This window comes from Pseudomonas sp. NFX98, from assembly GCF_047784845.1.
In the GTDB taxonomy this organism is placed as follows: Bacteria; Pseudomonadota; Gammaproteobacteria; order Pseudomonadales; family Pseudomonadaceae; genus Aquipseudomonas.
This window is the reverse complement of sequence record NZ_JBLNNF010000007.1, coordinates 219,810-233,077: the sequence shown is the minus strand read 5'-3', so window position 1 is coordinate 233,077 and position 13,268 is coordinate 219,810. Positions and strand designations below refer to the sequence as shown.

Annotated in this window: 13 protein-coding genes and 1 tRNA gene; 10 read left to right on the top strand and 4 right to left on the bottom strand. The window is 58.2% G+C overall.

Annotated elements, in window-relative coordinates; genetic code table 11:
- Nucleotides 1–19: 19 nt before the first annotated feature.
- The 5 genes from rbfA (at nt 20) to ACM110_RS11740 (ending at nt 4,267) form a co-directional block, all read left to right on the top strand.
- Nucleotides 20–421, top strand: a complete 402-nt coding sequence (gene rbfA / locus ACM110_RS11760; RefSeq protein ID WP_034148332.1) for a 30S ribosome-binding factor RbfA — start codon at nt 20–22, stop codon at nt 419–421.
- 3 nt (nt 422–424) lie between these two features.
- Nucleotides 425–1,342 carry a tRNA pseudouridine(55) synthase TruB gene (truB, locus tag ACM110_RS11755; protein ID WP_416127893.1) on the top strand — a complete coding sequence of 306 codons (918 nt, stop codon included), beginning with the start codon at nt 425–427 and terminating at the stop codon, nt 1,340–1,342.
- Between the two features lie 117 nt (nt 1,343–1,459).
- Nucleotides 1,460–1,729 (top strand): 30S ribosomal protein S15, encoded by a 270-nt coding sequence (gene rpsO, locus ACM110_RS11750; RefSeq protein WP_046820615.1) that lies wholly within the window; start codon nt 1,460–1,462, stop codon nt 1,727–1,729.
- A 216-nt stretch (nt 1,730–1,945) separates the two neighbouring features.
- The gene (gene pnp / locus ACM110_RS11745) at nt 1,946–4,051 is read left to right on the top strand and encodes a polyribonucleotide nucleotidyltransferase (protein WP_016986494.1); all 2,106 of its coding nucleotides are present in this window, start codon (nt 1,946–1,948) and stop codon (nt 4,049–4,051) included.
- A 140-nt stretch (nt 4,052–4,191) separates the two neighbouring features.
- Nucleotides 4,192–4,267 (top strand) — tRNA-Thr (locus ACM110_RS11740).
- 7 nt (nt 4,268–4,274) lie between these two features.
- Here the strand turns inward: ACM110_RS11740 and ACM110_RS11735 are convergent.
- Nucleotides 4,275–4,781 carry a hypothetical protein gene (locus ACM110_RS11735; RefSeq protein ID WP_416127892.1) on the bottom strand — a complete coding sequence of 169 codons (507 nt, stop codon included), beginning with the start codon at nt 4,779–4,781 and terminating at the stop codon, nt 4,275–4,277.
- A gap of 297 nt (nt 4,782–5,078) precedes the next feature.
- Here ACM110_RS11735 and ACM110_RS11730 point away from each other — a divergent pair, with 297 nt between their 5' ends.
- Nucleotides 5,079–5,384 (top strand): DUF6388 family protein, encoded by a 306-nt coding sequence (locus ACM110_RS11730; protein ID WP_416127891.1) that lies wholly within the window; start codon nt 5,079–5,081, stop codon nt 5,382–5,384.
- A 107-nt stretch (nt 5,385–5,491) separates the two neighbouring features.
- Here the strand turns inward: ACM110_RS11730 and nadC are convergent, their stop codons facing one another.
- Complete coding sequence (gene nadC, locus ACM110_RS11725; RefSeq protein WP_416127890.1) at nt 5,492–6,340, bottom strand: carboxylating nicotinate-nucleotide diphosphorylase; 849 nt, start codon at nt 6,338–6,340, stop codon at nt 5,492–5,494.
- 234 nt (nt 6,341–6,574) lie between these two features.
- Between nadC and ampD the strand changes: the two genes are divergently transcribed.
- The 4 genes from ampD (at nt 6,575) to ACM110_RS11705 (ending at nt 11,222) form a co-directional block, all read left to right on the top strand.
- Complete coding sequence (ampD, locus tag ACM110_RS11720; RefSeq protein ID WP_416127889.1) at nt 6,575–7,150, top strand: 1,6-anhydro-N-acetylmuramyl-L-alanine amidase AmpD; 576 nt, start codon at nt 6,575–6,577, stop codon at nt 7,148–7,150.
- Complete coding sequence (gene ampE / locus ACM110_RS11715; protein ID WP_338584651.1) at nt 7,147–7,983, top strand: regulatory signaling modulator protein AmpE; 837 nt, start codon at nt 7,147–7,149, stop codon at nt 7,981–7,983. The genes ampD and ampE overlap by 4 nt, the downstream gene beginning before the upstream one ends.
- A gap of 576 nt (nt 7,984–8,559) precedes the next feature.
- Nucleotides 8,560–10,590 carry a methyl-accepting chemotaxis protein gene (locus tag ACM110_RS11710; protein ID WP_416127888.1) on the top strand — a complete coding sequence of 677 codons (2,031 nt, stop codon included), beginning with the start codon at nt 8,560–8,562 and terminating at the stop codon, nt 10,588–10,590.
- Between the two features lie 242 nt (nt 10,591–10,832).
- Nucleotides 10,833–11,222 (top strand): hypothetical protein, encoded by a 390-nt coding sequence (locus tag ACM110_RS11705; RefSeq protein ID WP_416127887.1) that lies wholly within the window; start codon nt 10,833–10,835, stop codon nt 11,220–11,222.
- On the opposite strand, the gene ACM110_RS11700 is transcribed toward ACM110_RS11705, so the two are convergent.
- Together ACM110_RS11700 and cra are read right to left on the bottom strand one after the other, a co-directional pair.
- Entirely contained in the window at nt 11,223–11,999 is a 777-nt protein-coding gene (locus ACM110_RS11700; RefSeq protein WP_416127886.1) for a TatD family hydrolase, read from the bottom strand. It lies immediately after the preceding gene.
- A 3-nt stretch (nt 12,000–12,002) separates the two neighbouring features.
- Entirely contained in the window at nt 12,003–12,998 is a 996-nt protein-coding gene (gene cra / locus ACM110_RS11695; protein ID WP_416127885.1) for a catabolite repressor/activator, read from the bottom strand.
- Nucleotides 12,999–13,268: the final 270 nt, after the last annotated feature.

Here is a 13,268-nt window from a genome sequence, read left to right as displayed (position 1 = left end):
CAGTTACAGGTAACAAGACATGGCAAAAGAATATAGCCGTACCCAACGTATCGGCGATCAGATGCAGCGCGAGCTGGCCCAACTGATCCGTCGCGAAGTGAAAGACCCGCGCGTCGGCCTGGTCACCATTACCGCTGTGGAAGTCAGCCGTGACGTCGGTCACGCGAAGATTTTCATTACCGTGATGGGCCAGGACAGCGCCGAAGACATCGCACAAAGCATCAAGGTGCTGAACTCCGCCGCCGGTTTCCTGCGGATGCAGTTGGCTCGTGAGATGAAGCTGCGCAGCGTTCCACAGTTGCACTTCCACTACGACGAAAGCGTCGTACGCGGTGCGCATCTGTCGGCATTGATCGAGCGCGCAGTGGCTGAAGACAATCAGCATCCGGTTGCGGCAGAAGCCGAAGACACCAAGGAGTAATCGGTGGCTCAGGTCAAACGTATCCGTCGTAACGTCAGCGGCATCATCCTGCTCGACAAGCCGCTGGGGTTCACTTCCAACGCTGCCTTGCAGAAGGTTCGCTGGTTGCTCAACGCCGAGAAGGCCGGACACACCGGCAGTCTCGATCCCTTGGCCACCGGTGTGCTGCCGTTGTGCTTCGGCGAGGCTACCAAGTTCTCGCAATACCTGCTCGATTCCGACAAGGGTTACGAAACCCTGGCGCAATTGGGCAAAACCACCACCACGGCGGATGCCGAGGGTGAGGTTTTGCAGGAGCGCCCGGTGACCGTTGGTCGCGCCGATGTCGAAGCTGCTTTGCCGGGTTTTCGCGGTCAAATCAGTCAGATACCGCCGATGTACTCGGCACTCAAGCGTGATGGGCAACCGCTGTACAAGCTGGCCCGTGCTGGCGAAGTAGTGGAGCGTGAACCGCGTTCTGTTACTATTACGCGCTTGGAATTGCTGGCCTTCGAAGGTGATACTGCGCGACTGGCAGTGGATTGCAGCAAAGGCACCTACATCCGTACCCTGGTGGAGGATATTGGTGAACAACTCGGTTGTGGCGCTTACGTGGCAGAACTGCGACGTACCCAGGCCGGGCCTTTCACGCTAGCCCAGACGGTCACCCTGGAAGAGCTGGAAGCGGTACATGCCGAATGCGGCAACGAAGCGGTTGATCGCTTCCTGATGCCATCGGACAGCGGCCTGCTGGATTGGCCACTGCTGCAGTTTTCGGAAGCGAGCGCGTTCTACTGGCTCAACGGCCAGCCGGTACGTGCCCCGGATGCTCCGAAGTTCGGCATGGTGCGGGTACAGGATCACAATGGTCGCTTCATCGGTATCGGTGAAGTGAGCGAAGACGGGCGCATCGCGCCACGTCGACTGATTCGGTCAGAATGACCGAACGAGGGTGGCTGTTAACAGGCACGGTCACTACTCATTTTTAGATACAGGGATTTGTCCCTGGCCTGTTGAAACTGTTTTTCTGAAACAGTTTCCTGATAAAAGGATTGCCTCATGGCTCTCGACGTTCAAGAAAAAGCTCAAATCGTAGCTGACTACCAGCAAGCTGTTGGTGACACTGGTTCGCCAGAAGTGCAAGTTGCACTGCTGACCGCCAACATCAACAAACTGCAAGGTCACTTCAAGGCCAACGGTAAAGATCACCACTCCCGTCGTGGTCTGATCCGCATGGTTAACCAGCGTCGTAAGCTGCTGGACTACCTGAAAGGCAAAGACGTGAGCCGTTACAGCGCTCTGATCGGTCGCCTGGGTCTGCGTCGCTAATAAGCGATTGCGCTAGAGGTTGGTTGTCTGTCGTGCGTCAGCGGTTATCCGCCGGCGCATGGCAGGCTCCCAGCCTCAAGTTTTATCTGGATGTCTGCTTTACTGCTTTACCTGTGTGAGTACACCCGGACAACCGGTCGGGCCGATTCCCGACATTGCCCAAGAATTTCGCAAGAAACCCGTTTCCCCAAGAGCCACAAAAGAAGGTAGGACACCGTGAACCCGGTAATCAAAAAATTCCAGTTCGGTCAGTCGACCGTTACCCTCGAGACTGGCCGTATCGCCCGTCAGGCCTCCGGCGCAGTATTGGTCACCGTTGACGACGACGTCAGCGTATTGGTGACCGTAGTCGGTGCCAAACAAGCCGATCCAGGCAAGGGCTTCTTCCCTCTGTCTGTTCACTACCAGGAAAAGACTTACGCTGCCGGTAAGATCCCTGGCGGTTTCTTCAAGCGTGAAGGCCGTCCTTCCGAGAAAGAAACCCTGACTTCCCGACTGATCGACCGTCCGATCCGTCCGCTGTTTCCTGAAGGCTTCATGAACGAAGTGCAGGTTGTCTGCACCGTCGTTTCCACCAGCAAGAAGACTGATCCGGACATCGCTGCGATGATCGGTACCTCGGCTGCGCTGGCAATCTCCGGCATTCCTTTCGATGGCCCGATCGGCGCAGCCCGCGTTGCTTTCCACGAAAGCACCGGCTACCTGCTGAACCCGACTTACGAGCAACAAGCTGCTTCGAGCCTGGACATGGTCGTTGCCGGTACTTCGGACGCTGTGCTGATGGTTGAATCGGAAGCCAAAGAGCTGACCGAAGACCAAATGCTGGGCGCGGTACTGTTTGCTCACGACGAGTTCCAGGTTGTGATCAACGCTGTTAAAGAACTGGCTGCCGAAGCTGCCAAGCCAACCTGGACCTGGGCCCCTGCGCCAGAAGCCACCGAACTGCTGGGCGCTATCCGTGCCGAGTTCGGCGACGCGATCTCCCAGGCTTACACCATCACCGTCAAGGCTGACCGTTACGCTCGCCTGGGCGAGTTGAAGGACCAGGTTGTTGCCAAGCTGTCCGGTGAAGAAGGCCAGCCTTCTTCCAGCGAAGTCAAAGCGGCTTTCGGCGAAATCGAATACCGCACCGTTCGCGAAAACATCGTAAACGGCAAGCCACGTATCGACGGTCGCGACACCAAGACCGTACGTCCGCTGAACATCGAAGTCGGCGTTCTGCCAAAGACCCACGGCTCTGCTCTGTTCACCCGTGGTGAAACCCAGGCTCTGGTTGTTGCAACGCTGGGCACCGCCCGTGACGCACAGCTGCTGGACACCCTGGAAGGCGAGAAAAAAGACCCGTTCATGCTGCACTACAACTTCCCTCCGTTCTCGGTGGGCGAGTGCGGTCGCATGGGTGGTGCTGGTCGTCGTGAAATCGGTCACGGCCGTCTGGCCCGTCGTTCGGTTTCGGCCATGCTGCCTGCCGCTGACGTGTTCCCGTACACCATCCGCGTTGTGTCGGAAATCACCGAATCCAACGGTTCCAGCTCCATGGCTTCCGTTTGCGGTGCTTCCCTGGCTCTGATGGACGCCGGTGTACCGATGAAGGCGCCGGTTGCCGGTATCGCCATGGGTCTGGTTAAAGAAGGCGAGAAATTCGCAGTCCTGACCGACATCCTGGGCGACGAAGACCACCTCGGCGACATGGACTTCAAAGTAGCCGGTACCGCTAAAGGCGTTACTGCGCTGCAGATGGACATCAAGATCAAGGGCATCACCGAAGAGATCATGGAGATCGCTCTGGGCCAAGCCCTGGAAGCGCGCCTGAACATCCTCGGCCAGATGAACCAGATCATCGGCCAGTCGCGTACCGAACTGTCGGCCAACGCACCGACCATGATCGCGATGAAAATCGACACCGACAAAATCCGTGATGTCATCGGTAAAGGCGGCGCGACCATTCGTGCGATCTGCGAAGAGACCAAGGCTTCGATCGATATCGAAGACGACGGCTCGATCAAGATCTTCGGTGAAACCAAGGAAGCTGCTGAAGCTGCACGTCAGCGCGTTCTGGGCATCACCGCTGAGGCTGAAATCGGCAAGATCTACGTCGGTAAGGTTGAGCGCATCGTCGACTTCGGCGCATTCGTCAACATCCTGCCGGGCAAGGACGGTCTGGTTCACATCTCCATGCTGAGCGACGCTCGCGTAGAGAAAGTGACCGACATCCTGAAAGAAGGCCAGGAAGTGGAAGTACTGGTACTGGACGTGGACAACCGCGGCCGTATCAAGCTGTCCATCAAAGACGTAGCAGCAGCCAAGGCTTCGGGCGTTTAATCACCCGCCAGGCTTGACCGCTTCAACGTTGTAAAAAAGGCCCCGCAGTGAAAACTGCGGGGCCTTTTTTTATCGGGTGAAAAACCGGGAAACGGGTCGAAGTTGCCGGTATTGCTTCGCGATGCTAGGTTTAGCCCACTGCCCGTGTAGCTCAGTCGGTAGAGCAGCGCACTCGTAACGCGAAGGTCGCAGGTTCGATTCCTGTCTCGGGCACCATCTCCTCTTACTTCATCTTGCTTCTCAAATCGTCGACAGTGCGTTTGAGCTGATCCATTTCGCGATCCTGATCGCTGACTTCCCGTTTGAGATTCGATATCTCGCTGTTGCTGGAGCTCGAGCTGGATCCGCTGTTGCGCTTCAACTCTTCGACCTGCTTGCTCAGATTTTCCAGGTCGCGCTCCTGCTCGTTGACGGTGCGCTTGAGCTCGTCGATCTCTTTGCCGCTTGAACTTGAGCTGGAACCGCTACTGCGCTTGAGTTCTTCGATCTGGCGCGCTTGATCGTTGAGGGTGGTTTGCATCGCCTTCAGGTCGCTGACGTCGAAATCTGTCTTGACCATGACGTCTTTGCCATACTCACTTTGAATCGCGGTGATTTTGCCGCTGGAAGACGAGTAGCCATTACTCAATTCAATGCCGGCCAGTGCCGTTCCCGGTAGCGCCAGAATCCCCAGCAGTGCCGTGATTGTGGTGGCTGACAGTGCAGACGAAAGCTTCGAAAAACTACGCATCACTTGAGTTCCATGTGAAGTGCCATATGGCACATCGCTATGACTTGGGGGCTGGTCTAATGTTCCCGAGTGTCACCGGCGGTGAATGCTTTTTTTTGTGGATGGATGTAAAGAGTCGTGTAAATCGTCCGACAAACGTCCTATATTCGGTGCCTGCATGAGCTTCGCCCAGCAGTTTTCAGATGATCCCGAATGGTTCTGAAGGCCAGACAAACCGGGCTGCAATCGGTTTTTTGCGTCAGAGAGATCCTTGATGATCCAGATCCATCTTCCATTCCCATGATCAGCGAGAACGCCATGACCGTGAAAGAATTGACTCAAGAGCAACGACACGAAGAAGCCCTGAAGAAGTACGTGCTGGATGCGCCCCAACTGATAGAAGAGATCAAGGACCTGCCGGCCGACGATCAAAAAGACCAGATTCAGTGGGCTTTCGAGGATGAGGCCGAAGCCCAGGGCTTGCAGCCGTGGGAACTGACGCTCAAGTACACATCAAGTCCCGAAGAATTCGAGGCTGCCCGCCTGGCGTTGCACAAAGAGGCCGCCGAGGTCTTGGGTGTCGAGTGGGAAGAGTATTGCGAGATGAACAATCTGGTGGTTTGACGAAAACTCTAACTGACCCGCTTTTGTAGGCGCGAGGCTTGCCTGCGATAGCGTCCTTGAGATCGCTATCGCCGGCAAGCCGTGCTCCTACAGGTTTGCTGTGCGGGTCAGAGACTCAGTCGCATCGACAAATCAACGGCCTTTACGTCCTTGGTCATTGCACCAATCGAGATGTAGTCCACGCCGGTTTCTGCGATCGGCAGCAGGGTGCTTTCGTTGATCCCGCCACTCGCTTCCAGTTTGGCCTTGCCGCTGTTCAGGCGTACGGCTTCGCGCATGTCATCCAGGCTCAGTTCGTCGAGCATGATGATATCGGCGCCGGCCGCCAGGGCCTCTTTGAGCTCTATCAGGCTTTCCACTTCAATCTCCACCGGTTTGCCCGGGGCGATCTTGTGCGCGGCTGCGATGGCCTGCGCGATGCCACCGCACGCGGCGATATGGTTTTCCTTGATCAGGAAGGCGTCATACAGGCCGATGCGATGGTTGTGGCAACCGCCGCAGGTCACGGCGTACTTTTGCGCCAGGCGCAGTCCCGGCAAGGTCTTGCGGGTGTCCAGCAGTTTCACCTGAGTCTGGGCCACGAAGTCGGCCAGGTACTGCGCGCGGGTGGCTACGCCGGACAACAGTTGCAGGAAATTCAGCGCGCTGCGTTCACCGGTCAGCAGCGAACGAGCCGGGCCTTCGAGGTGGAACAACACTTGATTGGGCTTGACCCGCTCGCCATCGGCGACCTGCCAGTGCACCGCAACTCGCGGGTCCAGTTGCCGAAACACGTTATCCACCCAGGCAGTACCGCAGATGACGGCGGCGTCGCGGGTGATGATGGTGGCTTTGGCCAGGCGTTCGGCGGGGATCAATTGCGCGGTGATATCGCCGCTGCCGACGTCTTCGAGCAACGCACGGCGCACGTTGGCTTCGATTTCGGCGGTCAAATCGGCGAGACGTAGATTCGGCATAACGGGCTCCACAAACAAAGTGGCCCGATTATAGGGCCATGGCGCGGAGCAACCCAAGGCATCCGAGACGTTGCCATCGCTCTGAAGCCTGCATTTGGTCGATTCCCTCCGGCAACCGGGCTCTTGAAGCGGTGATCGGCAATCTGCGAAGACTCAATCGCGGCAAGTGATCGCGTCCTGAGGGGCTATCGCGGCATACTGGGCACCAACACAGTCGTCGTTGAAGGAAACGGTATGCAGTTGGACCCCGCGAGCGGTTGGTGTCAGGACGTGCGTTTGTGCCCCTCACCCAACTTCAATGCGCGCCCCACGGGCGAAATTTCCCTGCTGGTGATCCACAACATCAGCCTGCCGCCGGCGCAATTCGCCACGGGCAAGGTGCAGGAGTTTTTCCAGAATCGTCTGGATGTCACGGAGCACCCTTACTTTGAGGGGATTGCCGATCTGCGGGTGTCTGCGCACTTTTTGATCGAGCGTGATGGCGCGGTCACTCAGTTTGTATCCTGCCTTGAGCGCGCCTGGCACGCTGGCGTTTCGAGTTTCGAGGGGCGGGAAACCTGTAACGATTTTTCCCTGGGCATTGAGCTGGAGGGCACGGATGATCTGCCGTTCACCGATGCTCAGTACGACGCATTGATTGCCCTGACCCGGCAACTGCAAAACGTCTTCACGGCCATTACTCCACAGCGTATTTGCGGGCATAGCGACATCGCGCCCGGGCGCAAGACCGATCCGGGACCGGCGTTCGACTGGGCACGCTATCGCGCGGCGCTGGCTAAAGCCGCAGTGGAAAAAGAGGAGCAACAATGAGTTTTCTGGTGTTGCTGTTGGCGGTATGGATCGAGAAGTTCTCGGCCTTGCGCCACCAGATTCAGCGAGATGGCGGTTGGGTGCGCGAGCTGCATAAACTCGAATCCAGCCCGCGCCTGGCGAAAAAGCCATGGCTGGTTTTGCTCGTGCTGGTGTTGTTGCCTGTCGCGCTGTTGGGGTTGCTGTTGCTGGTGCTGGACCCGGTGGCTTATGGGCTGCTGGCGTTGCCGGTGCATCTGCTGGTGGTGATTTACAGTCTGGGGCGCGGCGATCTGCTGGCCGGTCTCGGGCCGTTTCGCGACGCCTGGCGCCGTGAAGACCTGCAAGCTGCGGCCCATGTCGCCAAACGTGACCTGGATATTTGCGCCGACAGTGGCGAGCAACTGCTGGAGCGGGTCGAAGGGCATTTGTTGTGGGAGGCGTACCAGAGCTTTTTCGCGGTGATTTTCTGGTACTTCCTGTTGGGACCGGTCGCTGCCCTGAGTTACCGGTTGCTCGCCTTGGCTGAGGAGCATGGCCAGAACCCTGCGGTGGTCGAGCGTGCTGCTCAGTTGCGCCATGCGTTTGATTGGGTGCCGGTGCGGTTGCTGGCGGCGAGTTTTGCCTTGGTCGGCAATTTTGTTGCGGTGAGTCGGGTGATGTTGCATGAGTTGCTGAACTGGAACATCAGTGCCGCGCAGTTGATCGAGAAGGCCGGGTTGGTGGCGGCTGAAATTCCGGCGCCGGTGGTTGGGCCTGAGGGCATCAATAATCTTGATCGGATCTGGGAGTTGCTGCTGCGGGCGGCGGTGCTTTGGTATGCGGGGTTTGCGCTTTGGACGGTGTTGCCTTAGGTCGATTTTGCTTGTTGCGTACATATCCATTCCTGCGGTAACGGCGGCTTATGGTTTCGCCCTTACGGCGACTCCCTTTGGCAAACGCCGGAGTGCCGGCCCAGCCCAAAGGAAGCAAAGGTTTCGCCCCTTACGTACGGCCCCTCGCTAGAGCTCGGGGTTCCTTCGCTCCGGTATCCATCCGGGGACACTGCCCTCCGGTCTGCTGCGCGACGACCTACATGCAGCGTGTTCGACTGCGTCGAACGGCGCTGCGCGCCACTCCCCGGATGAACACCTCTACTCAGCCTCCCGATGGGCGGGTGGATCAAGATCAACCGAGGCGGCCTGCCGGCCGGCCTATTTATTTGGTTCGTACGCATTTCAGCTGTAGGAGCCAGCCTGCTGGCGATGGCGGCCTGACAGCCGACCTGATTTCGCGGTTGCATCAGGAACAAACCAAAACGTCCCCTCCGTTAACCTTAAGTTACAAAACGACTCCCTGATTTGAGCTATACAGGAATAGCGTCCAATGGTGGCTATCTGCTGCCTGGCTGCGCCTGCCAATAAAAATAAGAAATCAAAGGGAGACTTCCAGTGAAGAGCTTGCTCTATCCCGCCGTCGCACTGATGAACCGCTTGAGCTTCGGCATGAAGTTCAGCCTGATCAGCGTCTTGTTCCTGGTGCCAATGCTGGTGACCAATTTCTATCTGGTGCGCGACTCCTATCGCGAATTCCAGGGTACCCGCATCGAACTGCAAAGCCTCGACTTGTTGGGCAGCAGTCTGTCGCTACGGCGTGATCTGGAAACCCTCAACAATCTGGTGCAGATAAACGTCACCCTCGGCCAGTCCGGCAAGGCCGGCAATGTTGAGCCGCAGATCACCACACTCGAACAAAGCATTCTGGCGCGCCTGCAAGGGCTGACCGCGATGACCACCGATCCGGAGCAGATCGCGGTGTTCGACGGCAAGCGTGACGAAATGATCGCCGCGTTCAAGGCTCAGCAAACTGAAAACTCCCTGCAAAGCAAAAGTGCGCTGATCGGCAAAATGGTCGGCAGCGCGCAGATTTTCAGCCAGATCATCACCAGTCAGGCCGGTCTGAGCCGGGACAATCAGAGCGACATGCGCCAGTTGAGCGAGCTCGTGACCGTCGTCACGCCGCGTGTCACCCAGATTTTGGGTGAAGGCCGGGCGATGGGCTCCTACTCGTTGGGGCAGGGTTTTCTAAACTCGGCATCGAGCACCCGTTTTGATGAATTGCTGTCGCAGATTGAAAAGCTTCAAGGCGAATATGGCTTGAAGTTGCAGGACGCGCTTAGCTCCAGCAAAGCCGCGCGGGAAACCCTGGCTGCCCAGGCTGACAGCAGCAAGGCGTCGTTGAAAAAGGCCAGCGAGTTGTTCGAAGAACAGGTGGTGATGGCCGACACGCTGGATGCGCCGTGGCAGGCTTTTTACGATCAGGTCACGGGCTTGATGGATCAGACTTACCAACTCAACGAAGCCACCCTGAAGTTTCTCGACACCCAGTTGCAGCAGCGCCTTGAGCAAAATCGCACGCACATGATCCTGCAGGCCGTGGCGCTGTCGGTGGTGTTTGTACTGATTTTTTACCTGTATGGCGGCTTCTATTTCTCGACCCGCACCACGCTCAAACGCCTTGGCGGGGTGATGGACAAAGTGGCGGCTGGCGACATGACGGTCACGTTCAGTGCCCACAGCCGCGATGAGCTGGGCGAGTTGGGCGAGGTGTTCAATGGCACCGTGAAAAAAATCCATGACCTGATCGAGCGCGTCGGGCAAACCGTCAGCGAAGTCGAGCGCCAAGCTGGGCAAGTGGAAAACGTGTCTGCGCAAAGCAACCAGGCTGTCGCCGGTCAGCGTACGCAGATTGAGCAGGTCGCTACGGCGATGAATCAGATGTCGGCTACATCGCTGGAGGTTGCGCGCAGTGCTGCTGCGGCGGTCAGCAGTGCCCACAGCGTCAACGATGAAACCATCAGTGGTCGTGGATTGGTGCAGTCGCAGCAGGGCAGCATCGCCGCGCTGGCCAGCGAGATCGATCAATCGGTGCTGGTGATCAATCAATTGGCCAGCGACAGTCAGTCCATCAGCCGTGTGCTGGAAGTGATCAAGAGCATTGCCGAGCAGACCAACCTGTTGGCGCTGAACGCCGCGATCGAAGCGGCGCGGGCCGGAGAGCAGGGGCGTGGTTTTGCGGTGGTGGCGGACGAGGTGCGGACCCTGGCCAAGCGCACCCAGCAATCGACCGAGGAAATCGAGCAGATGATCGCCAGGCTCCACGGTGGTGTCGGCGCCGCGGTGAAGGCGATGGGGGTCAGCCATGAGATGGCGAACGGCACCGTGGGCCAGTCGGAAAAGGTCCAACAGGCGCTGGAAAACATCCTCGGGGCGGTGGGCATGATCGTCGACCAGAACCAGCAAATCGCCGCCGCCGTAGAGCAGCAAACCGCCGTGGCCCATGACATCGACCAGAACATCGTCGAGATCAACCGCGCCGGCGAGCGTACCGCCGAAGGTGCGCACCAGACTGAGGATGCCAGCCGCGCGTTGTCGGCGCAGGTGGTGGAGCTGAAACAGTTGATTAGCGCGTTCCGGGTCTGAAGGAACACTTGGATTCCTGTGGGAGCGGGCTTGCCCGCGAAAGCGGTTTGTCAGTCACTTTGATGTTGAGTGTGCCGGCGTCTTCGCGGGCAAGCCCGCTCCCCCAGGTTTAGTGTCCCGTCTGAAGGCGTCGTAGTGTTTTTCCGCAATCCAAGTAGGATTTCTCCTGTTTTTCTCCGCCCTCTGGTTTCTAGTCTTCAATGAAGGAAGATGCACGTCACCGACACAGAGGAGGCCCAGTCATGTCTGCAGCAACGCTTGGAATCCAGGGGCGCTGTGCCCATTGCCAGCGCACGCTGTTACTCAAACCCTGGCAGCTCAATGCCATTGCAATCAATGAACCCTTCACCTGTTCCCACTGCCAGAAAGCCTTGCAGTTGAATGATCCGAAACAGATCAAGCGCTTCAAATCCCTGGACTCGGTGGCCATGTTGAAGGCGAGCCTGTTGGTCACGGTGTGCACTGCGTTGATGGTGGCGCTGGTGTTGGAGTGGGTCGGACTGCTCAGCGTCGTGGAGCAGTTGAATGCTTCGTTGCTGGCGATTTTTGTCTACTTCATCGCCGTACGGTTTGCCCGCCAGCGTCAGCACATGACCTTGATTCTCGAGGCCGCCAAGGCGCACACCGACTGATTACCAGTCGAACAATTCACAGGCATTGGCAGTACTGGCGGCGGCTAATTGCTCTGGGCTGATGAGCATGATTTCAGCCAACGCCGCGCAGATCGCCGGCAGGTGCGCCGGGCTGTTGCGTTGGCCGGGGAACATGGCGGGCGGCATGTCCGGGGAGTCGGTTTCCAGCACCACCGATTCCAGCGGCAACTCGGCGAGCACGCGGTGCATGCGCAGTGCCTGCGGCCAGGTCGCCGCACCACCCAGGCCCAGTTTGAAGCCGAGCTTGATGTACTCCCGGGCTTCTTCACGGCTACCGGCAAAGGCGTGGATGATCCCGGCACGTTTCAACTTGAAGCGCTTGAGCGTGGCGATCACCGCGGCGTGACTGCGTCGTACATGAATCAGCGCGGGAAGATTGAAGTCCACCGCCAGTTGCAGTTGCGCATCGAACAGCGCTTGCTGGCGCTCGCGGTCGAGGGTTTCGATGAAGTAGTCCAGGCCGATTTCACCCACTGCGCACAGTTGCCGATGACCGGCCAGCCGCGTCAGCCAGTCGCTGAGCTCCGTCAAATGCTCGGGGCGATGATCGTCCAGATAAACCGGGTGCAAGCCGAACGCGGCATGCAGGTCGGGATCGCTTTGCACCAGCTCCCACACGCGCTGCCAATTACCTTGATAAACCCCCAGCACCACCATCTGCCGCACGCCGAGCGCGCGGCTTTCGGTCATCAGGGCCTGACGATCCGTGTCGAAGTCCGGAAAGTCCAGGTGGGTGTGAGTGTCGATCAGGTCCATGGCTCAGTCCTGACGAATCCGCTGCTTGAACGTACGCGCGATGGCCTGTACGCCGGGTTGGTAATCGGATTGCTCGATGGCCGCCAGAGCCAGCTCCAGCGCTTTGTCGGCGATCAATTGATGCTGCTGGGCCATGGCGTTGACCGGCAATGGCAGGAAGTCCAGCAATTGCGTATCACCGAATGTGCCGAGGCGCAGTGGGCGAGTCTTGAGCGGGAAGTCATGCAAGGCATCGAACACGCCTTGCAGCAACACGTAGGAAGTTGTCACGAGCGCTTCGGGCAAATGCCCTACGCGTTGCAGTAACTCTTCCATCAACTGTTTGCCGCATTCACGGCTGAAGGATTCGCCGTGTTCGATCAGCACTTCGCCATTGAACCCGGTCAGCGCCTCTTTGAAACCGGCGGCCCGTTCCTGACTGATGCTCAGTTCAGGACGCGCGCCGATCAAGGCGATCTGCTTGGGCAAAGGATCGAGCAGACTGCGAGTCAGTTGAAGGCTGGCTTCGCGATCGTCGCTGATCACCGAGCAGAAATGTTCCGGTTCCATGACCCGGTCGATGGCGATGATCGGAATGCCTTTGGCCTGCAATTGCCGATAGCTGTCGTCGCCCGTCGGCAGGCAACTGGCGACGATCAGCGCATCACAACGCCGGGCGCGGAACAGTTTGAGCAATTGCCGTTCGCTGTCCGGCGCATCGTCGGAACTGGCGATCAGCAACTGATAGCCGCGCGCCCGAGCGCCTTGCTCCAGCAACTTGGCGATTCGCGCGTAACTGGGGTTTTCCAGGTCCGGCAAAATGAAACCCAGGGTGCGGGTGTGGCGACTGCGCAGCCCGGCGGCCTGGGGGTTCGGCGTGAAGCCGTGTTGTTCGACCACCGCGCGCACGCGCTCGACGGTCGCGCTGCTGATGCGTTGTTGTTCGGCCTTGCCGTTGATGACGTAGCTGGCGGTGGTAACGGACACACCGGCCAACTGGGCGATATCACTGAGTTTCAACCCGCGAGTTCCTTGTTTTTTCGAGCATGCCCGACATTTTCGTCAATCCTACCCGATTCAGGCAGTCGACCATCGTCGCCACGCATCCGACAATTGGGCTTCAAGACTGAGAGATTATCGAGTAACGTGCCAATCATTCTAGATTAAACGTTTCAGCAAGCGTATTTTCTACGTTATCAGCGCTTTTGGCCGGTTCTGCCGTGAAACCGCCAAATATTGTCCTGCGACAAGCGCGTAAGCTGAATCATTCAAAACAATACCTGGCGCCCA